Annotated in this window: 23 protein-coding genes; 5 read left to right on the plus strand and 18 right to left on the minus strand. The window is 69.0% G+C overall.

What is annotated here, in order from left to right; all coding sequences use genetic code 11:
- The first annotated feature begins 69 nt into the window (after positions 1-69).
- Complete coding sequence (locus tag ACZ5U5_RS10170; protein ID WP_469018844.1) at positions 70-828, plus strand: ANTAR domain-containing protein; 759 nt, start codon at positions 70-72, stop codon at positions 826-828.
- Between the two features lie 350 nt (positions 829-1,178).
- On the opposite strand, the gene ACZ5U5_RS10175 is transcribed toward ACZ5U5_RS10170, so the two are convergent.
- The 13 genes from ACZ5U5_RS10175 to ACZ5U5_RS10235 form a co-directional block, all read right to left on the minus strand.
- Positions 1,179-1,856, minus strand: coding sequence for a class F sortase (locus ACZ5U5_RS10175; RefSeq protein WP_469018847.1), 678 nt, complete (start codon positions 1,854-1,856; stop codon positions 1,179-1,181).
- A gap of 15 nt (positions 1,857-1,871) precedes the next feature.
- A complete protein-coding gene (locus tag ACZ5U5_RS10180) occupies positions 1,872-2,435 on the minus strand; it encodes a hypothetical protein (protein WP_469018850.1) in 564 nt (187 codons plus the stop codon).
- Positions 2,436-2,506: 71 nt separating this feature from the next.
- A complete protein-coding gene (locus tag ACZ5U5_RS10185) occupies positions 2,507-3,286 on the minus strand; it encodes an HAD-IIA family hydrolase (RefSeq protein ID WP_469018853.1) in 780 nt (259 codons plus the stop codon).
- A gap of 71 nt (positions 3,287-3,357) precedes the next feature.
- Complete coding sequence (locus ACZ5U5_RS10190; protein ID WP_469018855.1) at positions 3,358-4,854, minus strand: alkaline phosphatase family protein; 1,497 nt, start codon at positions 4,852-4,854, stop codon at positions 3,358-3,360.
- A gap of 135 nt (positions 4,855-4,989) precedes the next feature.
- Complete coding sequence (locus tag ACZ5U5_RS10195; protein ID WP_469018858.1) at positions 4,990-6,069, minus strand: 2-aminoethylphosphonate ABC transporter substrate-binding protein; 1,080 nt, start codon at positions 6,067-6,069, stop codon at positions 4,990-4,992.
- Between the two features lie 32 nt (positions 6,070-6,101).
- Positions 6,102-6,899: an ABC transporter permease gene (locus ACZ5U5_RS10200; RefSeq protein ID WP_469018860.1), complete on the minus strand. Its 798-nt coding sequence runs from the start codon at positions 6,897-6,899 to the stop codon at positions 6,102-6,104.
- Positions 6,886-7,860, minus strand: coding sequence for a 2-aminoethylphosphonate ABC transporter permease subunit (locus ACZ5U5_RS10205; RefSeq protein ID WP_469018863.1), 975 nt, complete (start codon positions 7,858-7,860; stop codon positions 6,886-6,888). The genes ACZ5U5_RS10200 and ACZ5U5_RS10205 overlap by 14 nt, the downstream gene beginning before the upstream one ends.
- Positions 7,853-8,905 carry an ABC transporter ATP-binding protein gene (locus ACZ5U5_RS10210; RefSeq protein WP_469018866.1) on the minus strand — a complete coding sequence of 351 codons (1,053 nt, stop codon included), beginning with the start codon at positions 8,903-8,905 and terminating at the stop codon, positions 7,853-7,855. Before ACZ5U5_RS10210 ends, ACZ5U5_RS10205 begins: the two co-directional genes overlap by 8 nt.
- Complete coding sequence (locus ACZ5U5_RS10215) at positions 8,902-9,645, minus strand: phosphonatase-like hydrolase (RefSeq protein ID WP_469018868.1); 744 nt, start codon at positions 9,643-9,645, stop codon at positions 8,902-8,904. The genes ACZ5U5_RS10210 and ACZ5U5_RS10215 overlap by 4 nt, the downstream gene beginning before the upstream one ends.
- The gene (locus ACZ5U5_RS10220; RefSeq protein ID WP_469018871.1) at positions 9,639-10,763 is read right to left on the minus strand and encodes a TIGR03364 family FAD-dependent oxidoreductase; all 1,125 of its coding nucleotides are present in this window, start codon (positions 10,761-10,763) and stop codon (positions 9,639-9,641) included. Before ACZ5U5_RS10220 ends, ACZ5U5_RS10215 begins: the two co-directional genes overlap by 7 nt.
- A 138-nt stretch (positions 10,764-10,901) precedes the next feature.
- On the minus strand, positions 10,902-11,699 hold the full coding sequence (locus ACZ5U5_RS10225) for a GntR family transcriptional regulator (RefSeq protein ID WP_469018873.1): 798 nt from the start codon (positions 11,697-11,699) through the stop codon (positions 10,902-10,904).
- A gap of 99 nt (positions 11,700-11,798) precedes the next feature.
- Complete coding sequence (locus ACZ5U5_RS10230; protein WP_469018876.1) at positions 11,799-12,785, minus strand: cell wall protein; 987 nt, start codon at positions 12,783-12,785, stop codon at positions 11,799-11,801.
- Between the two features lie 500 nt (positions 12,786-13,285).
- Positions 13,286-14,512: an ROK family transcriptional regulator gene (locus ACZ5U5_RS10235; RefSeq protein WP_469018879.1), complete on the minus strand. Its 1,227-nt coding sequence runs from the start codon at positions 14,510-14,512 to the stop codon at positions 13,286-13,288.
- Between the two features lie 56 nt (positions 14,513-14,568).
- Between ACZ5U5_RS10235 and ACZ5U5_RS10240 the strand changes: the two genes are divergently transcribed.
- Both ACZ5U5_RS10240 and ACZ5U5_RS10245 read left to right on the plus strand, forming a co-directional pair.
- On the plus strand, positions 14,569-15,657 hold the full coding sequence (locus ACZ5U5_RS10240) for a Gfo/Idh/MocA family protein (protein ID WP_469018882.1): 1,089 nt from the start codon (positions 14,569-14,571) through the stop codon (positions 15,655-15,657).
- Positions 15,654-16,139 carry a heme-degrading domain-containing protein gene (locus ACZ5U5_RS10245; protein ID WP_469018884.1) on the plus strand — a complete coding sequence of 162 codons (486 nt, stop codon included), beginning with the start codon at positions 15,654-15,656 and terminating at the stop codon, positions 16,137-16,139. The genes ACZ5U5_RS10240 and ACZ5U5_RS10245 overlap by 4 nt, the downstream gene beginning before the upstream one ends.
- A gap of 113 nt (positions 16,140-16,252) precedes the next feature.
- Here ACZ5U5_RS10245 and ACZ5U5_RS10250 read toward each other — a convergent pair whose 3' ends face one another.
- The 4 genes from ACZ5U5_RS10250 to ACZ5U5_RS10265 form a co-directional block, all read right to left on the minus strand.
- The gene (locus ACZ5U5_RS10250) at positions 16,253-17,110 is read right to left on the minus strand and encodes a fumarylacetoacetate hydrolase family protein (RefSeq protein ID WP_469018886.1); all 858 of its coding nucleotides are present in this window, start codon (positions 17,108-17,110) and stop codon (positions 16,253-16,255) included.
- A gap of 103 nt (positions 17,111-17,213) precedes the next feature.
- Complete coding sequence (locus tag ACZ5U5_RS10255) at positions 17,214-17,990, minus strand: YidC/Oxa1 family membrane protein insertase (RefSeq protein WP_469019406.1); 777 nt, start codon at positions 17,988-17,990, stop codon at positions 17,214-17,216.
- A gap of 145 nt (positions 17,991-18,135) precedes the next feature.
- On the minus strand, positions 18,136-18,456 hold the full coding sequence (locus ACZ5U5_RS10260; protein WP_469018889.1) for a DUF6412 domain-containing protein: 321 nt from the start codon (positions 18,454-18,456) through the stop codon (positions 18,136-18,138).
- Between the two features lie 91 nt (positions 18,457-18,547).
- Entirely contained in the window at positions 18,548-19,396 is an 849-nt protein-coding gene (locus ACZ5U5_RS10265) for a class E sortase (RefSeq protein ID WP_469018891.1), read from the minus strand.
- A 169-nt stretch (positions 19,397-19,565) separates the two neighbouring features.
- Here ACZ5U5_RS10265 and ACZ5U5_RS10270 point away from each other — a divergent pair, with 169 nt between their 5' ends.
- Positions 19,566-20,579: an SEC-C metal-binding domain-containing protein gene (locus tag ACZ5U5_RS10270; RefSeq protein WP_469018894.1), complete on the plus strand. Its 1,014-nt coding sequence runs from the start codon at positions 19,566-19,568 to the stop codon at positions 20,577-20,579.
- 114 nt (positions 20,580-20,693) lie between these two features.
- The gene (locus ACZ5U5_RS10275; protein ID WP_469018896.1) at positions 20,694-23,852 is read left to right on the plus strand and encodes a DEAD/DEAH box helicase; all 3,159 of its coding nucleotides are present in this window, start codon (positions 20,694-20,696) and stop codon (positions 23,850-23,852) included.
- A gap of 64 nt (positions 23,853-23,916) precedes the next feature.
- Here ACZ5U5_RS10275 and ACZ5U5_RS10280 read toward each other — a convergent pair whose 3' ends face one another.
- A complete protein-coding gene (locus ACZ5U5_RS10280) occupies positions 23,917-24,417 on the minus strand; it encodes an ATP-binding protein (RefSeq protein WP_469018899.1) in 501 nt (166 codons plus the stop codon).
- Positions 24,418-24,532: the final 115 nt, after the last annotated feature.

Raw genomic sequence — 24,532 nt, forward strand, 5'->3', positions numbered from 1 at the left:
GAGACCTGTTACAGCTCGGCGCGCGGGGGTAGGCGCAATGGGCGGGGCCGAGCTTCCGGGGAGGAGATCATGCGGGATCGCACCTCTGAACTACGGCTGGCCCAGGTTCTGGTGGAGACCATGAACACGCTGGACGACGACTTCGACCCGGAGCGCTATCTGAGCCGGGTCGCGGGTCACTGCGTGGAGCTGCTCGACGCGTCCGCCGTCGGTGTCATCTTCGACGGCGGGGGCTCACCCTCGATCGCCGCCGGCGGGCATCCGCGGGACCTCGCGCTTGACCTGCTCGGGGCCCAGCAGAGCGGCGGGCCCTGCGTGGAGAGCCTCGGTACGGGGCGTCCCGTGCCGCCGGTGCGCCTCACGGAGGACGAACCCGCCGAGCGCTGGCCGGAGTTCACCGCGCTGGCGCGACACCATGACATCGGGGCGACGTACGCGGTTCCGCTGCGGCAGCGCGACACCTTGCTCGGGGCGCTCAACGTCTTCGGGCCCGAGGCGGCCTCCTGGAGCACGTGCGCCGCCGGTGAGCCGCGGCTTGCGCAGGCGATCGCCGACGCCGCCGCCGTCGGCCTGCACAACCACCGCGCCTACACGGAGTATCAAACGCTCGCCACACAACTCCAGGGCGCTCTGACCAGCCGTATCCGCATCGAACAAGCCAAAGGCATCCTTGCCGAGCGCTGGCAGACCGGGATGGACGAGGCCTTCGACGCACTGCGGCGGTACGCGCGCAGAGAACGGCTGGTCATGGACTTGGTCGCCACCGAGGTGATCAAGGGATCGCTCGATGACGCGACGCTGCGCGGCGGTTGGTCCGAAACTTCGTGAAGGTCATCGCGGGGGCCACCACCACCTGCGGGGATCACGGAGAGAAAACGGATCACGACTTGGCGTCATTCCACCCCTAGGCTCCAGGGCTCATCCGTTCTAGAGTCGTCAGTACGGCCCAAGCCCCCGGCCTGATCGTCCATCCCGCATTGCGGGGTTGGCCACCGAACCTCCCGCGCCGGCGCCGGGTTACTCCCGCAGCTCGTGCGCGCGCGGTCGAGGACCAGCCCGGTCGACGGCTCCGGGGGGAGCGGGCCGCCGACCGGGCCGGGTTGTCCAGACACCGAAGCCGGCCCACGCGCCACCAGGCGCGAGCGCGGCGGGAGTGCGCTCGCGCCTCGCCACCACCTCTACGGCCTCACGCCGGTGAGGTAGGCGGACACCACCACGTTCGCCGAGTACGTCCTCGTGGCCCGGTCGAACGTGCCGCCGCACGTGATCAGGCGGAGCTCGGCGCGACCCTCCTCGTGGGGGCCGTACGCCTTCTTCGCGTCGAAGCGCTCCCGGCTGATGACCCGGACGTCGTCCACGGTGAACTCGGCGACCGAGCCGTCGTCCCGGGACACCAGGATCTTCTCGCCCGGTCGCACCGCGCTGAGGTCGTAGAAGACCGCGGGGCGCGTCTCGGTGTCGACGTGGCCCACGAACAGGGACGTGCCCGCCGCTCCGGGGTGCGTCCCGCCGCCGTACCAGCCGACGGAGTCCGCCTGCTCGAAGGGCGGCGGATCGATGCCACCGGACTGGTCGAGCCCCCGGGTGAGCACGGGTGCGCGTACCCGCAGCGAGGGAACATCGACGCGCAGTGGCCTCGCCGCGTCCAACGGCTCGTGCGCGTCCGGGAGTTCGACGGCGAACGGCCGGCCGACCGCCGCCACGTCACCGTTCGTGGGCTCGGAGACACCGCCCCGTACGTCGGTGATCTCGCTGCCCCACAGCCAGAGCCCTACGAGCGCCAGCGCCCAGGCGATCCCGGTGAGGAAGCGCCCGTGCCCCGTCGGCCCCTCATGGTCCGCATCGTGACCTGCCATGTCGCTCGTCGCCCGTCACTCGGAGCGGCGCCGGCGCACGCTGCGCACGGCCACGGCCACGGCCGCCACCCCTGCGAGGATCAGGCCGATCACCGCGTGCCGGGTGCCGGGCCCGGCCTCCTGGGCGTGCGCGGCCAGCTCCGCGGAGCCGCCGCCGCCGGCGCGGACCGGCGAGCGGGGTTCGGCGTTCTGCTGGTTGGGGGGTTCGGCGTTCTGCTGGATGACGCGCAAGGTGCCCACACCCTGGTGCGGGTGGCCGTCACAGACGACGGTGACGTCGTGCGCGCCCTCGACACCGTCCCTGATGGTGGCCGAGCCGTTCAGGGTGTACTTGTCGCCGTCCCTGCCGGTGAGCTTCGCGTCCCCGGTGAACGCCCCGGACCCAGCGGATCCGGTCGTCCCCTCGCAGCCCGTGACGCTGATCTCCACCTTGGCTCCGGGCGCGGCGCTGGCCGGTGTGACCGTGGCGCGCACCTTGGCCTCTTCGTGGGCGTGGGCGGGGGCCGTGGCGGTCAGGGGGAGCGCGGCGAGGACAGCGGCCCCGGCTATACCACGCAGGGTGAGTGAGCCTCTACGCATCGTGAACCTCCTGTATCGAGGTTCACGCGCGTTCTCGGCTCACGCCTCCCGTGTGCGGCAAACGGGTGACCTCAGACGCGTTCGACCAGGTCAGCGATGGAGTCCACGACATTGGACGGCCGGAAGGGGTGCTGGTCGATGTCCTTGCGGGAGGTGAGACCGGTGAGGACCAGGAAGGTCTCCATCCCGGCCTCGAGACCGGCCAGGATGTCCGTGTCCATGCGGTCGCCGATCATGGCGCTGGTCTCGGAGTGCGCCCCGATGGCGTTGAGACCGGTCCGCATCATCAGCGGGTTCGGCTTGCCGGCGAAGTAGGGGTTGCGGCCCGTGGCCTTGGTGATCAGCGCGGCGACGGCGCCGGTCGCGGGCAGGGGGCCTTCGATGGAGGGCCCGGTCTCGTCCGGGTTCGTGCAGATGAAGCGGGCTCCGCCGTTGATCAGCCGCACAGCCTTGGTCATGGCCTCGAAGGAGTACGTACGGGTCTCGCCGAGCACCACGTAGTCCGGGGCGTGGTCGGTCAGGACGTACCCGATGTCGTGCAGGGCGGTGGTGAGCCCCGCCTCGCCGATGACGTACGCCGTGCCGCCGGGGCGCTGGTCGTCCAGGAACTTCGCGGTGGCGAGCGCCGAGGTCCAGATGTTCTCGACGGGCACTTCGAGGCCCATGCGGTTCAGCCGGGCCTGGAGGTCGCGCGCGGTGTAGATGGAGTTGTTCGTCAGGACCAGGAAGGGCTTGCCGGACTCCCGGAGCCTCTTGATGAAGGCGTCGGCTCCGGGGATCGGAACGCCCTCGTGGATGAGCACGCCGTCCATGTCGGTGAGCCACGATTCGATGGGCTTGCGCTCTGCCATGGGGTGCACTCCTGCGGTGTACGGGTTGGCTGGGGCGCCGGGACAGCGCTGTGCCGACGCCCCCACCCTAATCAGGAAGCGGTGATCTTGACCCCGTCGATCACCCAGTACCAGTTGTTGCCGCCGGTGTACCGGAAGCGGACCTGGGCCTTGGTGGCGCCTGCCGGGACCTGGAGCTCGATGCTCTCGACGACGGACGGGGTGTCCGCGGTGTACGTCTTCACCACGGCCGGGGTCCCTCCGTCGTACGAGACGAGTACCTCGCCCTTCTGCGGGGCTTCCTGGCGGTAGTACGTCGTGTAGGTGAGGGTGGCCCGCGCGCCGCCCCGCACCTCGTACGGGGGGCTGACCAGCGTCGAGTCGAAGGTCCCCGAGAAGGACTTGTCGGTCCACTCGTCGCCGTCCGCGACCGCGAAGACGTTCCGGGCGCGGATGTTGAGTTCGCGCCGCTGGTCGCGCTGGGCCTTCGTCCAGAACTCGTCCGTGGTGAAGGACCAGCCGCGCCATTCGGTGATGCCGCCCGTGCCCATCCGGGAGTTGTCGACGCTCCAGCCGCTCGGCGGTGTGTGCGTGAACCCGATGACTCCGGCGCCGATGCCGGTCTCGTCGACGGGTCCGGTGAGCTTGGCGCGCAGGGCGTCGAACGCGTCCGGCGTGGGCTGCTGCACCGGGCGGCCGTCCAGACCCCAGGCCGGGTCGATCGCGACGCCGAGGTGGGCGAGGGCGCTGGCGGCGATGTCGGGCATGCGGACGTCGTGGCGGACCGAACCCGCCGTCACCCCGCCACCCGTGGCGATCATGAAGGTCTGGCGCTCGGGCCAGCTGGAACCGCCGTGGCCGCCGGGGTCGGTGTGCCCGTGGTCGGCGGTGATCATGATGAGCCAGTCCTCCTCGCCGTACGTGGCACGGGACTTGACCGCGGCGACGATCTGGCCGACCTGGGCGTCCGCGCCCTTGATCGCGTCGAGATAGGCCTGGCTCGCGGCGCCGCTGTCGTGGCCCGCGTGGTCGATGTTGTCGAGCTGGACGAAGACCGCGTCGGGGTTGCCGCCCTTGACCTCGGCGACGGCGCGGGCGGTGGTCCCGGCGTCGTACTCGGCGCTGGGCGTGGAGACCCGGGCGTCGACCTTCGCGGAGAAGATGACGTCGGTGATCGGGGCCCAGGACGAGACCGCGTAGGTCCGCAGGTTCGGCTTCGCGGCCTCGACCCGGGTCATGAAGTCCGGGTAGGCGGCGAGGTTGTGGCCGGTGAACTCGTTGTTCACGACCTTGTGCTTGTCGGGCCAGACGCCCGTGATGAGCGTCGACCAGCCGGGGCCCGACGAGGTGGGCGCGAGCGGGTTGGCGTAGATGCTGCTCGGCGCGGTCAGACCCGCGCTCATCAGGCCCTTGAGTGCGGGCGCCTGGGCCTCCTTGATTCTGCCGAGCAGGGCGCCGTCCAGGCCGATGACCAGGACCTTGGAGGTCTTGGCCGCGGCCCTCGCGACGGCGGCGAGAGGTCCCGCGGCCACCGCGACGGCGGCGGTGGAGACGAGGAGCGAGCGGCGGGATATGCCGTGCGACGACACGTGTTCCTCCGAAGTTCGTAGGGGTTCGCAGAGGGCTTGCGCGCGCCAACGCCCCCGGATGCCGGGGGCGTTGGGTCCATACCCGTTATCTTTTCGCTACCGGGCACCCTGGGCCAAGGGTGTGCCGGTGAACTCTCAGCTACCGGTCGCCGACTTCCAGTCCTCCACGTACGTCTGGAGGTTCTCGGAGATGTCGTCCCAGTCCGGCTCGAAGACCTCGACCCCGTCGACGATCTTGTCGAGGGCGACCGCGTCGGCGTCCGTGGCCTTGATGTCCGCGCGTGCCGCGAAGCCGCCGCCGATCTCACTGACCTGCTGCTGGGCCTTCTGGGTCAGCAGGTAGTCCAGGAACTTCTTCGCGTTGGCGGAGTGCGGGGCCTTGTTGACCAGGCCGGCCGCGTAGGGCAGCGCGAAGGTGGTGGGCTTTCCGCCCTCCTTCGCCGGGAACCAGATGCCGAGATTCGGCATGTCCTTGGACTGGGCGTAGTTCATCTGGACATCGCCGTTCGCGGCCAGGAGTTCGCCCTTGTCGACCTTGGGCGCGAGCTTGCCGGTGGAGGCGGAGGGACCGACGTTGTTGGTCTGCAGCTTCTTCAGGTAGTCCATGGCGGGCTTCTTGCCGCCGAAGTCGTGCATCGCCTTGATGAGCACGGCGGTGCCGTCGCCCGCGACTCCGGGCGTGGAGTACTGGACCTTGTCCTTGTACGAGGACTTGGTGAGGTCCTCCCACGTCTTGGGCGCCTTGCCGCCGCCGAGCTCCTTCTTGTTGTAGATGAAGCCGAAGTAGTTGTTCACCACGGAGGTCCACTTGCCGTCGGTGGCCTTGAGCGCGCCGTCGACCTGGTCGGACCCCTTGGGCTTGTAGGCCTGGAGCAGCCCCTTCTCGTCCGCCTGCTGGATGAACGGCGGCAGGGTGATGATCACGTCCGCCTGGGTGTTGGACTTCTCGCGGACGGCGCGCTGCACCATCTCGCCGGAGCCGCCCTCCACGTAGTTCACCTTGATGCCGGTCTTCTTCTCGAAGTCCTTGAAGACCTGGTCGTACCAGCCGTCGCCGTTCTCGCCCTTGAGGCCGTCGGCGCTGTAGACGGTGACCTCCTTGGCGTCGGACGCGGAGGATTCGCCGCCGCAGGCGGTGAGCGATCCGGCGAGGACGAGACTGCCGGAGACGGCGGCGAGCGTGCGGACGTGTCGGACTCGGGTAAGGCGTGACATGACGTTTCGTGCTCCTTGAGAGCGTGCGGGCCTCAGCGGTAGGAGGCGCGGGTGCGTATGCGGGAGAGGGCGAAGAGGACGAGCAGCGTGGCCGCCATCAGGACCACCGCGACGGCGGCACCGGTGAAGAGGGAGCCGCGGTCGGTGGCCGCGTAGATCTGCACGGGCAGCGGCATCCAGTCCGGCGGATAAAGCATCATCGTGGCGCTCAACTCGCCCATGGAGAGGGCGAAGCAGAGGCCCGCGGCCGCATTGAGCGACGGCAGCAGAAGCGGCAGCCGCACCTTCCACAGCACGTACGAGGGCCGGGCACCGAGCGATGCCGCGGCCTGTTCGTACGCCGGGTCGAGTCGGACGATGGCAGCCGAAACCGACTGGTAGGCGAACGCCGTGACAAGAATGGCGTGCGCGAGGATCACGATCCAGCGCGTGCCGTTGAGGATCATCGGAGGCTTGCTGAACGCCACGAGGATCGCGAGCCCGACGACGACGGAGGGCACGGCGACAGGCAGCATGAAGAGCGTGTCGAGAACACGCTTGCCGCCCCTCTTCAGCGAGGCGGCGGCGAGCGCGGCCCAGGACCCGACGGTCAGCGCGAGCAGGCTGGCGCCGACGGCGGTGACCAGGCTGGTGGTGAGCGCCTTGAGCGATTCACCGCGGGTGGCGGACTCGTAGTGCCCCGTGGTGAACCCGGACGGAAAGGCGCCGGACCAGTGCGAGGAGAAGGACGCGGCCAGGATCACGAGCAGAGGCAGCGCGAAAAGGGGCAGGAAGAAGACGAGGAACAGGACCCAGGTGGCCCATTTCCCCTTGCGGCTATGCACCAACACGACGGCTCACCACCCGGTAGAGACTGTAAAGGCCCACGGAGATCGCGATGTTGACCACGGCGACGACACAGGCCGCCGGATAGTCGGATTCGAGAATCGCCTTGCTGTAGACGAGCATCGGAAGGGTCGTGACCCCCTTCGCCCCGGTGAAGAGAACAATCCCGAATTCGTTCAGACACATGACGAGTACGAGGCTGCCGCCCGCGGCGAGGGCGGGCAGCGCCTCGGGCAGGATGACCCGCCGGACGATGCGGCCGGGCTTCGCCCCGAGGCTCGACGCCACTTCCAGCTGCGCGGTGTCGATCTGAGAGAACGCGGCGAGCAGCGGGCGCATCACGAAGGGCGTGAAATACGTGATTTCCGCGAGGAGAACGCCCCAGGGGGTGGTGAGGAACTGGAAAGGACCTTCGGCGGCCCCGGTCGCGTCCGTCCACATCCCATTGGCCATCCCCTTGGTGCCGTAAATGAACAGCAGGGCGAGGGTGATGAGGAAGGACGGAAAGGAGAGAAAGACGTCGATGAACCTGGCGACGGCTTTCGCTCCCGGGAACGGCACGAAGGCGATGATCAGCGCGAGCGCGAACCCGAGCACGAGACACCCGACGGTGGACCCGACGGCCAGCCACACGGTGGTCCCGAGCGCCTCCCGGAACGCTTCGGAGGCGAAGACGTCGGAGTAGGGCTGAAGGGAGGTCCCACCGGTGTCGGGCTGGAGGGACTGCTGGACGACGAGGGCGAGGGGGTAGAGGAAGAAGAGGGCGAGGAGAGCGATGGGGGGCAGGGCCCATACGAAGCGGGGCACCTTTCGCCGCTCTGGCCGCTCCGGCCGCCCCTGCTGTGGGCATTCGTTCCGCAGGGCGATGGGGGTCCCCCCGCTCGAACGGAGTTGAGAGTGGGGGAGGGTGGGCACAGCCCCCGATGCCGGGTCACCATCAACAAGGCGTCCACCAGAGCTAGCCATCGGTCACCCCCGCACCAAGGAGCACCGCATCTTCCGGCGCGAAGTGCAGCGTGACCTCGTCACCAATACCGGGCGGAGTCCGCAGCTCCCGAAGGTCCGCCTTCACCCCCTGCCCGGCGACATCGACGTACAACCGGTGGGTGGCACCACGCCATTGGACCTCGGTCACATGACCGGAAAGGGGATTGGGCCCCTCCCCCAAGCCCACCAGATGCGGCCGCACGCACAGCGTGGCCGTGGCACCCGGCGCCGCATCCGCCGTGTCGACCTTCAGGTCGGCGCCCCCGAACGAGACGGTGCCAGAACCCACCCGCACCGAGAAGAGGTTCGCGTTACCCACAAAAGCGGCCGTGAACTCCGTACTCGGAGTCCGATAAAGCTCCTGCGGAGTCCCGCAGTCCCGCAACCGCGCCCGGTCCATGACGGCGATGCGATCCGCCAGGGTCAGCGCCTCCACCTGGTCATGGGTGACGTACAAAATGGAGACGTCAGGCAACTCCCGGTGCAGACGCGCAAGTTCCCCCAACATCCCCGACCGCAACTGCGCGTCCAACGCGGAAAGCGGCTCGTCGAGCAGAAGCACCCCCGGCCGGATGGCCAACGCCCGTGCGATGGCAACCCGTTGCTGCTGCCCACCGGAAAGCTCCCGGGGAAACCGCTTGGCGTACGCGGCCATCCCCGTCATCTCCAGCGCCTCGGCCACCCGCCCCGGAATCTCGGACTTGGCGACCTTCCGCGCCTTCATGCCGAAGGCGACGTTGTCCGCGACCCGCATGTGCGGGAAGAGCGCGTACTGCTGGACGACCATCCCGATCCCCCGCTGATGCGGCGGCAGGCCGGTGACATCGCGGTCCCCGATGAACACCCGCCCGGAGGCGGGCCGCACGAACCCGGCGACGGCCCGCAGCGCGGTCGTCTTGCCCGAGCCCGAAGGGCCGAGCAGGGCCATGACCTCGCCGGGCTCGACGGTCAGGTCGAGCGAGTCGAGCACGGTGTTCTTGCCGTAGGCGACCGACACGCCGTCGAAGCGGATGCCGCTGCTCATCCGCCGACACCGCCGACGCCCCTGAGCACTGCGGGCAGTTCGGCGACGGAACCCAGGACGTGTGTCGCCCCCGCGGCCCGCAGCGTCGCGTCGTCGTGCGCCCCCGTCAGCACCCCGGCGACGACCGAGGCGCCGGAGCGTACGCCGCTGAGCATGTCGTACGCCGTGTCGCCCACGACGGCGATCTGCCGGACGCCCTGCACCGCCCCGGTCCGCAGGAAGGCGCTGAGCACCATGTCCGGGTAGGGCCGCCCGCGGCCGCCCGCGTCGGCGGGGCACAGCGTCAGCTCGACCAGGTCGCGCCAGCCGAGCGCGTCCAGGATGGCGTCCTGCGTGACGCGGGCGAAGCCGGTCGTCAACACCACGGTCAGGCCAGCCGACTTGAGCTCCTCGACGGCTTCCCGCGCGCCGGGGACCGGCGCGATGCGACCGCCGTCGACGAGTTCCCCGTACGCCTTCTCGAAGGCCACGTTGCCCTGCTGGGCGAGGGCTTCGTCGCCGAACAGATGCCGGAAGACGCAGATCTTGGACTCGCCCATGGTGGCGCGTACGTAGTCCAGCTTCTCGGCGTGGTCGGCGGAGCCCGGCTCGACGCCGAGTTCCAGCGCGGCGGCGGCGAAGGCCTCCTCGACGAGCCCGCCGTCGGCGACTGTCGTACCGGCCATGTCCAGAACCACGAGGCCAATGCTGCTGTGGGCGCCGCTGCGTGCGCCGCTGTCTGTGGTCAACTCCCTCACCATCCCAACTCGTTCGCGGTCTTCTCGGCGATCGCGGGCGAACACGTCATGCCGCGCCCGCCGGGCCCGGTGACCAGCCACACGCCGTCACGGACCTGCTGGCGGTGCACCACACGGGCCGTGTCGACGCACTGCGCGTACACCCCGGCCCAGCGGCGCCTGATCTTCGGCAACGAGCGCCCCAGGAAGCCCTCGACGACCTCGGTGAGGTGGTCATAGGGGTCTTCGAGGGTGTCGAAGGCGAAGGGGTGCTCGTACTCGTGGGTGTCGCCGATGGTCAGGCCGCCGTCCTTGCGCTGCACCATCAAGAGCTGCATCTTGTGCTCGGCGGCGGTCGGCGTCTGCACCTGCCCGGCGTTGAGCGCGTCCAGGGCGTCCGACTTGTAGGCGGGGTAGTAGCGGAAGCTGTCGGCGTCCGCGACGGAGGTCGTGAGCGCCTCACCGAGGGGCTCTGTCTGCATCATCTGCAGCCGCACGCGCCGCACGGGCAGGTCGGGCCCGGCCAGCTCCCGCACAAGACCGCCGAGCCAGGCGCCGGTGGCGAGCACGACGACGTCACCGGTGTGTACGTCACCGTGGTCGTCCCGCACCGCGTTCTCGCCGACGACCTCACGGACCTCACGGCCGGGCAGGAAGGTGTAGCGGGGCGAGGCGCGAAGGGCCTCCCGCAGCCGGAGTTGAGCGGTCCGCGGCTCCACCGCCGCGTCCCTTTCGCACCACAGTCCGGCGATGAAGTCGCCCCGCAGCGCCGGGTTGAGGGCACGGGCCTCATCGGTGTCGAGCAGCTTGTAGCCGCGGGCCGCCGCGTCGGGGCGGGCGATGGCGGCCTCGGCGACCGCGCGCTCACGTTCGTTGCGCACGAGGGTGAGGGAGCCGTTGGCCCGGAAGCCGATGCCCTCCACCCGTGCGCCTATCTCCTCCCACAGCTCGCGGGCCCGCAGGGCGGTGTCCAGCTCCTCGCCCCCGGCGCGGCCGCTCACCCATATCTGCCCGAAGTTGCGCAGCGACGCCCCTCGGGCCTCGCTCTCGCGCTCGATCTGTACGACCTCGTGGCCGCGTTCCACTGCGTGCCAGGCGTGCATGGTTCCCACCACGCCGGCTCCTACGACGATGACTCTCACGGCGGCAACGCTCCTGGGGACGAGTGACCCGCCGAGGGCCGGGCGGCAACGGGACGGTGAACGGCCACCCAAAGTTGGCCTAGACCCGTTACGTTCCCGTTACCACTTGCAGCGGATCTCCGTACGCGCACGGGGAGTTCAGGAGCCGCCGCTGGTCCCCAGATGCGTGGTGAAGGAGAACCGGTCGCCGCGGTAGAGGGTGCGGACCCGCTCCAGGGGGCGGCCGGCGGTGTCACGCGAGACACGGTGGATCAGCAGCATGGGCAGGGCGGGAGGGGTGCCGATGAGGAGGGCCTCGCGGGGGGTGGCGAGGACGGTCTCGATGCGTTCGTCGGCGTCGCCGAAGGAGATGCCGAGCTGGTCGCGGAGGTAGGCGTAGAAGGAGGAGTCGGGCTCGAACTCCCGGTCGAGCGCGGGGGCTCGGTCCACGGAGACGTACGTGCTCTCGAGGCCCACCCGCTCGTCGTCGGCGAGCAGCACGCGTTCCATGTGCCAGACGGGCTCGCCCTGCTCGACCCCGATCTCGGCGGCGAGTGCCCCCGGGGCGGGAAAGCGATCGAGGGAGATGAGATTTCGCCCGGGGGTACGCCCCTGTCGCCGTACGCCTTCCGTGTAGCTTGCGAGGGACAGCGGCTGCTCCAGCTTGGGGCCCGCGACGACGGTGCCGCGGCCCTGCCTGCGCAGCCGTCCCTCCAGCAACAGCTCGCGCAGCGCCTGCCGCACGGTTTCCCGCGCGACTTCGTACCGGACGGCGAGATCCCGCTCGGTCGGCAGCGGCTGCCCGTCCCCCAACTCCTCTGTGAGGTGGGCGATCTTGGCCTTGACCGCGTAGTACTTCGGGATGCGCCCGTGCTCGGGGATGCCGGAGCGGATGGGGGCGCCGGGGGCCTGGTCAAGGAGGTGCGCGGGAGGGTGCGGAGGGTTCGGGTTGTTCACCCGGGGATGTTCGCAGACGTACGTGAACCGGAAGGTGAACGGAGGGCGAGGCGGAGGTGCGGCGCGGGCTCCGGGGGCGGGGCTCAGTGATTCAGGGATTCAGCGCCTGCGGGTGGCCCGCAGGCGCCGGGCCCCCACGACGAGTGCCCAGCCCCCGGCGAACAGCGCACCGGCGACGGCACTGACGCCGAGCAGGGCGCGGGGTCCGGTGGCCGCGAGTTCATGGGCGCCGTCGGAGTACAAGGACCCTCCGGCGTCGGAACGCTCACGTCCGCCGCCGCCGCTGCCGCCGTCGGCATCGCCCGTGCCGGTTTCGCCGCTGTCCGTACCGGTGCTGTCTCCGCCCCCCTCGTCGCCCTCGTCGATGCCGAACGCGTAGTCCTCGGACTCGCCCACCCAGTCGCCGTCGTCGACACGGCGCTGGACGACCGCGGCGGAGATGACGGCGTGCTCGGAGCGGGCCTCGGAGGTGAAGGAGAGCCGCACCTTGACGGTGAGGGTGCGCCCCGCCTTGACCGTGAACCCGGGGAATCCGTCGTCGAAGACGCCGATGTTCTCGTCCCGGTCGGTCCGCTCGAACCCGACGGGCCGCCAGCGTGTGCCGTCGTGGAACTCCAACTGGACCTGCCGGGGCCGCAGCTCGCGCTCCTTGTCGACGATGACGACGACCGGGTGGATGTTCCCGCAGACACCGCGGGTGGTGTTGTCCAACTCGACGGACCAGCGCCGATAGCCGCCTCCTGCTTCGTAGGACGCGGGCCCACCTCGAATCCGCGTCCCGATGGGAAACCCCTCACCGTTGGGGTCGGAGCAGGTGGGGGGCTGAGCTGCGCCGGGGCGCTGTACGGAAACTGCTGCCGCAGGGCCCTGTCCGGAGACGGCGGCTCCGGGCTGCCGCACGGCGGCGACCGCCCCTGGAAGCTGCACCGCGGGCGCATGAAGCGCCGACGCCCGCTGCCCCGCGACGACCGCCGTCTCCGTACGCGCCGGCACCTCCCCGGCGGCAGCCCCTGGAACCGCTCCGGGCGCGAGGGCGGCGAAGGCGACGGCGGCGATGCCGGTGGCGAGCGGGCGGCGGAGTCGCATGCGGGGCCTTTGCTGAGCGCGGGGTGGGCGGGTGCGGGAGCGGGGCCGTAAGACAGGGATCATGGCCCGCGAGATTGCCACGCCTCCTCCTCTCCCCCGGCCACGCCACAGCCCCGTACGGCCGACTGGACCCCGTAAGTACGCCCTATCAGCCGATATTCGGGTAATGGGGTTTCCGAGGAGGGCGCCGGGGAGGCGGGCAGTGGCGAGAAGCGGGCACCCCACGTGGCGCAGTCGCGCATGCGCCGCGGGCCGATGAAGCGTCGAGGACCCGGGAGAGGGCCACAAGCCCAGCCCCTCCCCACGCGAAGAACCAAGACCTGGGCAAAGCCCCACGCAAGCGTGGGGACACGGCCACGCGACGCGGCGCAACCGCGGATGTGCCGTCGCCCGAGACGTGTCGTCGCCGCAGCCGGGTACAGGCGGGCGTGCGGATCGCCCCTGCCCCAGCCTTCGTTGCCGAGGCCCTGCCCCCCCCCTGCCCCCTGGGCTCCGCCCCGCTACCCCCGCCCCACCGGAAACGCCACGTTCGCCCTGCCGAAGAGTGGTGCGAGGACCAGTTGGGCCGCGCCCTCCGCGACGGCCCGCTCGCCCCCGGAAGCCACCGCGACCGGCACCTCCGTGCCGCCGCCCCTCCTCGCGCGCTCGGTGACGACCGCGCCGACCCCCCGGACGAAGCGTTCCTCGTCGGCCAGGACCGCGCGGCCGCCCAGCAGCACGAGGTCGATGTCGAGCAGGCTGACCAGGTTGCCCGCCCCCACCCCCAGGACCCGCGCCGCCTCGTCCAGATCGCCCCGCGCCACCGCCGCCAGGCACAACGCCTCGACGCAGCCGCGGTCGCCGCACCCGCACCGCGGGCCGTCCAGCTGAATCACCTGGTGGCCGAACTCGCCCGCTCCCGTCCGCGCCCCGCGGTAGAGACCGCCGCCCAGCACGAGGCCCGCGCCGAGGCCCGTACCGAGGTGCAGATACGCGAAGGACTCCGCCTCCCCGCCCAGCGCGAGACCAAGGGCGGCGGCGTTGGTGTCCTTGTCCACGACCACCGGCAGCCCGAGGCGCCCGGCGAACGCGTCCCGCAGCGGGAAGCCGTCCCATGCGGGGAACCCGGTCACGCGGTGCAGCACCCCGGCCGAGTGATCGAGCGGGCCGGGCAGCGCGATGCCGACGCCGAGGAGGCCGACGCCGAGCAGGTCGGTGCCGAGCAGGTCGGTGCCGAGCAGCCCGGTACCGGACTGGGCGACCTCACCGGCTGCGGGCCCCGGGGCCAGATCCCGCACCACTTCCCCCACCACCCCCACCGCCACGTCCACCACCGCCTCCGCACCGGCGGCGAAGTCCAGCGGCGCCCGGCGTTCCGCGACCACGTGCCCCGTCAGGTCGGCGAGGACCGCCGTCAGCTCGTCGCGGTCCAGGTGCAGGCCGATCGCGTGGCCCGCGTCCGGGACGAGCCGCAGCAGCGTGCGCGGCTTGCCGCCCGTGGAGGCGCGACGGCCCGCCTCCACCACGAGGCCCTCCGCACGCAGCCGCGCGGTGATCTTGCTGACGGCCTGCGGCGTGAGGCCCGTACGCTCGGCCAGTTCGAGGCGGCTGATGCCGGCGTCGCCCGCCGTGCGCAGCAGGTCGAGGACCAGGGCGGCGTTGTGCCCGCGCAGCGCGGGCAGGTTCACTCCGGCGCCCGCCCTGCGCCCGTTACCGGTGTTCTCGGCCCTCGCATCAGTGCTGTTCACACCCCCATTGTCGTACGCGCTTGCGCTTTGGCAACACCGTTGCTTAAGTGGAAACCATGACTGGTACAGGCACAGGCTCCCCGCTACGCGTCGCCCTCATCGGATACGGCCTCGCGGGCTCCGTCTTCCACGCCCCGCTGATCGCCGCCACCGAGGGCCTCGTCCTCGACACGGTCGTCACGTCGAACCCCGAGCGGCAGGCGCAGGCCCGCGCCGAGTTCGGTGACGCGCTGAACTTCGCCGCCTCGGCCGACGACCTCTGGGCCCGCGCGGACGAGCTCGACCTGGTGGTGATCGCGTCCCCGAACAAGACGCACGTCGCGCTCGCGACCGCCGCCCTCAAGGCGGGCCTCCCGGTCGTCGTGGACAAGCCGATCGCGGGGACCGCCGCCGAGGCCCGCGAGCTCGCGGCACTCGCCGACGACCGCGGCCTGCTCCTCTCCGTCTTCCAGAACCGCCGCTGGGACAATGACTTCCGCACGCTCCAGAAGCTCGTTGCCGACGGCGAGCTCGGCGACATCTACCGCTTCGAGTCCCGCTTCGAGCGGTGGCGCCCGCAGCCCAAGGGCGGCTGGCGCGAGTCCGGAAACCCCGAAGAGATCGGAGGTCTGCTCTATGACCTCGGGTCCCACGTCGTCGATCAGGCGCTGGTGCTCTTCGGCCCCGCCAAGTCCGTGTACGCCGAGTCCGACGTCCGCCGCCCCGGCGCCGAGGCGGACGACGACACGTTCATCGCGATCACGCACGAGAGCGGCGTCCGCTCGCACCTGTACGTGAGCGCCACCACCGCCCAGCTCGGCCCGCGCTTCCGTGCCCTCGGCTCGGCGGCGGGCTATGTGAAGTACGGCCTCGACCCGCAGGAAGCCGCACTGCGCGACGGCAAGCGCCCGTCGAGCGAAGGCAGTTGGGGCGAGGAGCTCGAATGCATGTGGGGCCGTGTCGGCTCCGGCGAGTCCCCGCTGACCGGCGGCGGCACCCCGGTCAAGACGCTGCCGGGTGACTACCCCGCGTACTACGCGGCCGTCACGGCGGCCCTCCGCGGCACGGGCAAGAACCCGGTCTCCGCACACGAGGCCGCCTCGGCTCTCGATGTCCTGGAGGCGGCACGCGTCTCGGCCCGCGACGGTGTGACGGTGGTCGTATGACGACGCCCAGCAGCACAACGCCCGCCGCACCGACCGTGGATGAGCTGGAGGCACAGGAACTGCGCCTGGTCCTCCCCCAGTTCACGTACGAGGACGCGTGGGCGCTCGGCAGCCTCCTGGTCGAGCTGGCCCGGGAGCGCCAGGCCCCGGTGGCCATCGACATCACCCGCGGTGGCCAGCAGCTCTTCCATGCGGCACTGCCCGGGTCCACCCCGGACAACGACGCCTGGATCGCGCGCAAGCGCCGGGTCGTCGAGCGCTACGGCTGCTCGTCGTTCCTGGTCGGCACGCGTTTCCGCGCCAAGGGGACGACGTTCGAGGAGTCCTCGCGCCTGGACCCGGACGTGTACGCGGCACACGGCGGCGCGTTCCCGATCGCGGTGCGGGGCGCGGGCGTGATCGGCACGGTGGTGGTCTCCGGCCTTCCGCAGGCGGCGGACCACGCATTGGTGGTGGAGGCGCTGGAGCGGTTCGCGCCGTAGGGGCGCGGGGAACTGCGCGACCAGCCACAACGCACCCGCAGGTGGAGTCGGCGAGGGCCACGCTGACTCCACCCGGGGGCAGCAAGATTCCGCCGCGCCCCCGCCCCGAAGGGTTACGCCTGCTTCAGTTCCTGCCGCTGCCTGCCCAGACCCTCGATCTCCAGCTCCACCACATCACCGGCCCGCAGGTACGGCTTCGGCTCCGGCTGACCCATGGCCACGCCCGCCGGCGTACCGGTGTTGATGACATCACCCGGGTACAGGGTCATGAACTGGCTCACGTAGCGCACCACTTCGGCCACCGGGAAGATCTGCTGGGCAGTGGTCCCGTCCTGCTTCAGCTCACCGTTGACCCAGAGCTTCAGGGACAGCGCCTGCGGGTCGGGCACCTCGTCCTTCGTCACGAGCCACGGGCCCAGCGGGTTGAACGTCTCGCAGTTCTTGCCCTTGTCCCACGTGCCGCCGCGCTCGATCTGGAACTCGCGCTCCGACACGTCGTGCGACACCGCGTACCCGGCGACGTGCGCGAGCGCCTCCTCGTCGGACTCCAGGTAGCGCGCGGTGTGTCCGATGACGATCGCGAGCTCCACCTCCCAGTCGGTCTTGACCGACTTGCGCGGCACGAGCACGGTGTCGTCCGGTCCGACCACCGTGTCCGCGGCCTTGAAGAAGATGACGGGTTCGGTGGGCGGTGTGGCCCCGGTCTCGGCCGCATGGTCGTGGTAGTTGAGCCCGATGCACACGACCTTGCCGATCCGCCCCACCGGCGGCCCGACCCGCAGCCCCTGCGCGTCGAGCACGGGCAGCTCGCCCGACTCGGCGGCGGACCGGACCCGGTCGAGGGCGGCCGTGTCGGCGAGCAGCGCCCCGTCGATGTCCGTGACGGTCCCCGACAGGTCCCGCAGCGCGCCTTCGGCGTCGAGCAGCGCCGGGCGCTCGGCCCCCGCCGTTCCGACTCGCAGCAGCTTCATGGTCAATCTCCCTTTGGTCGAGCGCGCCCACTCACATCGGAGGATTGGAAGATCCTCCAAGGTCACTGTCCATCCCGCAAGACCCTGTTCACGGACCGGACCGTTACCCGGCGGTAGCCAGCGCTCCGGCGCCGTACGGCATGTCCCGGTAGAGCACGGCACGCTCGACCGCGCTCCAGGTCGTGCTGGTGACCACGTAAAGCGCGGCGGCGAGCGGCACGAAGGCGACGGTGAACAGGGTCATGAACGACATGAACGGCATGACCTTGGTCATCGCGGTCATCGCGCCCATGCCGGGCATCTGCTGCCCCGCGTCCCCCGCACCACTCTCCGCGGATGCGGCCATCTGCACCTTCGTACGCCGGAAGTTGAAGGTCGCGACGGCGGCCACGATCGCGAAGAGGCCGAGATAGACGAGCCCCTGCGCCCCGAAGACCCCGCCGTCGGCGAGCGCGTCGGTCCACCGCCCGCCGAGGGGTGCCTCGAAGAGCTTGTGCTGGAGCAGCGCGTTGGCTTCCCCGCCGATGCTCGAACTGGAGAACAGGTGGTAGAGCAGGAAGAACGCCGGAAGCTGGAACAGGCTGGGCAGGCACCCGGAGAGCGGCGAGACCTTCTCCGCCGCGTGCAGCTCGAGCACCGCCTTCTGCAGCTTCTCGGGGTTCTTGGCGTGCTTCTTGCGCAGCGCGGCGATCTGCGGCGAGAGCTTGGCGCGCGCCTTCTGACCGCGGGCCGAGGCCCGCGACAGGGGGTGGACGAGGAGTCGTACGCACGCGGTGAAGAGCACGATGGCGGCGGCCGTCGCGGAGGCGTGGAAGAGCGGGTCGAGAAGGTCGGCGAGGGAGCCGACCAGGTCAGCGAACAGGGACATGAAGCCGGACAGGAAACCGGACATGGAGAAGCCCTCCGAGGGTCTCGTCGTGCCGAGGAAAGAGAGATGAGCTGGTGAGCTGGTGCTCTTTCGGCGTGACGACCCGCGAAGGGGCTACAGGCGGAGGCGGGATGATCCCGGTGCTTTGCGGTGTCCCCTACGCGGCCGTCATGACGAGACGGCCCGGTGCTCGGGGCCGCCTGCGCCCGGAGGCGTCGGGATCGCGCTGCGGCAGGAACGCCGTGCGCTTCTCGCGGTCGCGGATGGCGGTACGCACCCGGGTGCGGGGCACAGGGAGCGCGCAACGCGCGGCGATCAGCGAGCAGAGGGCGAGCGCGGAGCCCGCGGCGGCGGTCGCGGCGAGCGCGACGGCCGCGGTGAGGCTGCTCGCGTCGAGGAGGACGACCTCGACGAGGAGGAAGAGGAGAAGCCCGGTGGGCCGAAGGGCGGCTTTCCAGCTACGGATGTTGTCTCGCATGAGTCTGCTCGCCCTCCTCTCCGTTACGACGTATCGCGTACTGCCCGTTATACAGGATGTGTCTCGGCAGAGGTAAGGCGTTCGGGGTTGCCTAGCGGGGCCGCATGGACTGCAGCTTCCCCCACACGATGAGCCGGTACTTGGAGGTGTACTCGGGGGTGCAGGTGGTGAGGGTGATGTAGTACCCGGGAGCGCTGTACCCGTGCCCGGCCTTGACGTCGCTGCGCGGGACCGGGCGGATGACGCCACTGTCCCGGGCGGAGGTCTGCCCGAGCGTCTTGTCGACGGCGTACGTGTAGACGGCCCGCTCGGTCTCGACGACGAGCTCGTCCCCGTCGCGAAGCCGATTGATGTGCCGGAAGGGCTCACCGTGGGTATTACGGTGCCCGGCGAGCGCGAAGTTCCCGCCCTGACCGGGCTGGGCGGTGCGCGGGTAGTGCCCGACGTACCCCTTGTTGAGTACGCCGCCCTTGCTGATCCCCTCCGCGACGGGCACCCGTATCCCGATGCGGGGAATGCGGAGGACGGCGTAGGCCTGGTCCCAGTCGGGGGTGGGGGCGGGTTGCTGCCGCCGGGCCTGCCCGGAGGCTTCACCGGCGGAGTGGGGGCCGGGCTCCTCGGCAGCGGCCTTCGGCGGGTCAGAGGTATCGGAGGTGTCAGAGGACTCAGAGGACTCAGAGGACTCAGCAGTGTCAGAGGCGGAGGGGCTGCTCCCCCACTGCCGCTCAAGCGCCTGCACCTTGCGCTCGGCGCCTTCGCGGGCTTGCCGATTGGTCCACCAGAGCTGATGGGCGACGAGAAGCAGCAACACAAGCCCGCAGGTGACGGCAGCTTCGGCGGCACCCCACACGAGCCGAGCCGCACGCCCGCGCCGCCCCCGCCACCCCCGGCCACGACTCCCCTGCACGACAACAGGAACCGTCCGCACCCGCTCCGGCACGCCGGCACCTCCTCCCAAGACGGCGGCAGGCTAAGCCCAAGCCCGCCAACAAGCCATGCCGACGAGGCGACGGCCCCACAAAAGCGCGGCAGCCTCGCTCGCCCCTCTCCGCCCTGATCTGCACGGCAACCCTCCTGCAACGCCCCCACTCGGCAGTACGGTGTCCCGTATGCGCCCCGACACGCCTGCCGACCACATCGCCGAAGCCGAGCGCCTGGAGCGGACCGCCGGCTTGTACCCCGAGGACACCGAGCACCTGCTGCTCCAGGCCGCGGCCCACCTGGAACTGGCGGGCGAACGCGACCGCGCGACCACGCTCTACGACCGCCTGCTGACCCCGGACGCCCAGCACCCCGCGTCGGCCCCGACCCTCATCCGCGCCCTGAAGGCCTCGAACCTCTGGGAGTACGGCCACGAGGCGGAGGCACGGGCGATCATCGACGGAGTCCGGGCGGCGACGCCCCGCGACCCGGCCCCCTGGGTGATCGTGGCGGAGTCACTGGAGGCCCACGACGAACTGACGCAGGCGCAGGAGACCTTCACCCAGGCTCTGGAACTCCTGCTCGGCACCGCGTCGACCCCGTCCTACGACCAACGCCCGCTGCTGTTCGGCCGCCACAGGGTGCGCCGCCTGCTGGGCGCGGAGCACGACGCATGGGACGCGCTGGCGGACGAAATCTCATCATCCCCCGTCCCCCTGGACGAACTGCACGACCCGAAGCGAATCTGGTCCCTGGGCTCGGACAACCCGGCGGAACTCCGAGCGGAGATCTCCCGAATCCAGGCGGAACTGGGCTCATACAGGGAGGCCCTGTCGCGCCCGTTCCCGGTAGCGGTCCTGCACTGGCCGACAACGGAACTAACGGAACTCCTGACGGCGTACCCGGCCCTGGAATCGGAATACCCCTCACACGAGGCCCACTTGGCAACGATAGAGGAATCACTCCGAGAGCTCTCAGCCTCCGGCACCCCCAACCTGGGCATCGTGACGGGCACGGTCCCGTCCTACGAGGCCTTCGCAGCCTCAGAGGGCACGGACCCCACGGACGTGTCCCTGCTACCGCAGTACGCGACAACGCTGGCGGCGCGGGGGCGGGCAGTGGGGTGGCCGCCGGAGGCGAGGGCGGGGTGTTGGTGCGGGTCGGGGCGGGTTTATGGGGAGTGTCACGGCACTTCGGTCTAGGGATCAGGAAACCCGCGAGTGGCTGGGCGCCTCCTGTCGAGAACCCTCGCCATCAGCGGCGCGATTGATAGAAGATCCCAATGACCGTGTGTTTAACCCCGGGGGGGCTGGCCCATGCCACAGTTCTCGAGCGACTCACCGGCTCCAGCTGCCGGACTGTACGAGGAACTCATCACCCTGCGCTTTGAGCAGCAGCTCAAGGACCTCACCGACCTCGGATGGCAGCCAGTCAGCGGCCCGGTGGGTGATGAATCCGTTCCCCACGTGTTGTCGAGGCATGTTGCCGCCACCGTGCAACGCGTACTCCATGGCATCCCGCCGGAAGAGCGAGTTCACGCCGCAAACCACATACTCAACTCCATTAGCACCCTGGATGGTGCGCGGGAGTGGGTGGAGCTGGTAGCCGAGGGACCTCGTCAACTTCTAGCGCTAGCTCAGCAGCAGGCTCCTGGCGTCTTCGCCATTCGACCCGCCACACCGCTCTCCGACGCTGGACTCATCACAAACTCACCTGACGACCCGAGCCTCGGTTTCGAGCTGCGCGCCGAACTTGCCACCGCCGACCGTGTAGACCTGCTCTGCGCCTTCGTGAAATGGCACGGCCTGCGAGTCATTGAGAAATCCTTGGAAGCAGCCCGCGATCGCCAGGTGCCCATTCGTGTGCTCACGACCACCTACATCGGTGCCACCGACCGCTTAGCGCTCGATCGCTTGGTGAACGAGTTCAATGCCCAGGTGAAGGTCAACTACGAGACTAGATCGACACGTCTGCATGCAAAGGCCTGGCTGTTTCACCGAGAGAGCGGCTACGACACCGCGTACGTCGGCAGCTCCAACCTCTCCAAGGCCGCTCTACTTGACGGGTTGGAGTGGAACGTAAGACTCTCGACCGTCGCCACACCTGACGTGATGCGAAAGTTCGACGCGACCTTTGACGCCTACTGGAGCGACCTATCCTTTGAGTTGTACGACCCCAAGGTCGATGGTGAGCGGTTGCGCGACGCGCTCACCATCGCGAGTGGCGGATCGTCGAGGTCGGACTCCGATCGCAGAATCACACTCTCTGGGCTCGAAGTGCGGCCATACGCCCACCAGCGCGACATGCTGGAACGCCTTGAGGTCGAGCGAGGCGTGCATGATAGGCACAACAATCTGCTGGTAGCCGCCACCGGGACAGGTAAGACGGTTATGGCCGCACTCGACTACAAACAACTCCGCAAGAAGCACGGGCGGGACTTGCGGCTACTGTTCGTCGCGCACCGCAAAGAGATCCTAGAGCAATCTATGCGGACGTACCAGGATGTACTGGTCGATGCCAACTTCGGAGAGCCACTACACAGTGGTGAGATTCCCGAACGCTGGACACATGTATTTGCCAGCGTCCAATCGCTTAACGCCCGCGCCCTAGAGCGTTTGAACCCTGACCACTTTGACGTAATCGTCATCGACGAATTCCACCACGGCACTGCACCCACATATCGAAAAATTATCGATCATTTCTCCCCGATGGAACTCCTTGGATTGACTGCCACGCCAGAGCGGGCGGACGGATATAATATCCAGACTGAATTCTTCGATGGGCGCATTGCAGCCGAGATGAGGCTGTGGGAAGCTCTGGAGAACGACCTCCTGAGCCCCTTCCACTACTTCGGAATCAGTGACAACACTGACCTAACATCCGTGCTGTGGAAACGAGGCGGCTATGACGACGCGGCCTTGAGTAACGTCTTGACGGGCAATGTTCCGCGCGCACGCCTCATCGTGAAGAAAGTGGAAGAAAAGGTCGCAGATCCTGGCTCCATGCGTGCGTTAGGATTCTGCGTATCCGTCGCGCACGCTCGGTTCATGGCCGACTTCTTCCGCGCTGCTGGCCTCAACGCCATTGCACTCTCCGGCGACACATCAGCTGAAGTACGTAAGCGGGCTCTGGACGACCTCAAGACCGGAGACCTGCAAGCCATCTTCTCCGTCGACCTCTTCAACGAAGGGCTCGATATCCCTGATGTGGACACACTTCTCCTGCTGCGCCCCACGGAGAGCGCGACGGTGTACCTTCAGCAGCTCGGCCGCGGGCTGCGCCGCAGCGAAAACAAAGCCGTTCTCACCGTCCTCGACTTCATTGGCCAACACCGAAAGGAGTTCCGCTTCGAAAACCAGTTCCGAGCTCTGACCAACCTCACGCGCAAGCGCCTTCTCGACAATATCGAATGGGACTTTCCACGTCTCCCCTCAGGCTGCCAGATCCTCCTTGAGGAGAAGGCGAAGCACACCATCATCGACAACATCAAGGCCCAGATCGGCGTCAACGTTACCGCGCTCACCCGCGAGGTCGCCGACTATGCAGAGATGGAACTGCACCGCTATCTCGAAGAGAGCGGGCGGGAGTTGAAGGACATTTACCGCGGCAGCGGCAACTCCTGGACCGGTTTGCTGCGCCGCGCAGGCCTGCTCAAGGGCGAGCCGCCGACAGGCGAGTCAGCGCTCCTCAAACGCATGCCCTCCTTCCTGCATGTCGACGATCCTCTGCGCGTCGCCGCGTACACGCGTCTCGTTGAAGACGACGCCCCTGCCTACGACGACCTTGACGAGCAAGGGCAGGCCTATGCCCGGATGCTCTTCTTTCAGATCTGGCCGCTCGGCGGTGTGACACGCAAAGGCTTCGCCTCCTACGACGCTGGTTTCGCTGTCTTGCGTGAGCACTTCGCATTCCGCAGCGAGCTGCGTCAGGTCCTCGCGTACAACCTGGCGCACACCGAGCACGTGCCGGTCCCGCTACTCGGCGCCCATGCCGGTATCCCGCTCACCGTGCACGCCTCGTACAGCCGTGAAGAGATTCTCCCCGCGCTCGGCCAGTCGTACATCGGTGGCTTCATGCCAGGGGACTTCCGGGAGGGCGTCAAGTGGTGCGAGTCCATCAAGACGGACGCGCTGCTGGTTACACGGGAGAAAGACGAGAAGGACTTCTCACCCCAGACGCGATACCACGACTACGCATTGACGACGAGGAACTTCCACTGGGAGTCCCAGAACCAGACGTCAGACACCTCCCCCACCGGGCAGCGCTACCAACATCACGCGGCTGAGGGCTCTCACGTATTGCTCTTCATTCGCCGCTACAAGAACACCGATATTGGCGGTGCCCAGCCTTGGATGCTGCTCGGCCCGGCACACTACGTGGAGCACAAAGGCAGCAAGCCCATGGCGGTCACGTGGAGACTCAAGCACGAGATCCCGGCGGAGGTATGGACGTACTCAGCGATTAACACGGCTTAGTGACCGAGGTACTTGGTCCCGCAGACCAAAGATCTTGGCCTCCCCCTCTTGTGCCATGTCCCCCTCAGTGACTGCGTCCTAGGCCTCGGTCGCCATAGAAGCCGAGCACCGCCTCAGCCCTTGCTCCTGTTGACCCGCCATCGTGTTCATCGGGGGCAGCGAGGTCGGTTGCCAGCTCGCACCAGGTGGTCTTGCGATCGGCATCGAGTAGGACACCCCATCGGTCGGCAACGGCGTCTACCAGCGCCATACCCCGACCCGTCTCCATCTCCATTTCCGCATCGAGAAGTGTCGGGAGAGCTCGAGGATCCGGGTCGTGAACCTCCATACGCACCCGGGTATCGTTCATGGACACGACGAGACTTGTCGGGGTCCCCGATCCGACATGTGTAATGACGTTGGCAACCAACTCAGACACACAGAGTTGGGCTACATCAACGACCTTGTGGAGCCCCCACAGCCCTAGATGGTCACGCACGATCCGTCGCAGCGCTGCCACTTCTGATGGCTCAGCCAGGAAGTCCAGGTACAAGGGTTCGCGTGCCATGCACTTCTTCTGGATCACATCCAGCCCCTCTCGTCGTCCGATGGCCACCCGAAACCGGCACAACTTCCGGTGCCTGAACAGGCGTTGCCGGCCCCTTTGAGCTCTTGCCTCCCCACCGGAAGGATGCCGCTGA

This window comes from Streptomyces sp. NPDC033177, assembly GCF_055577715.1.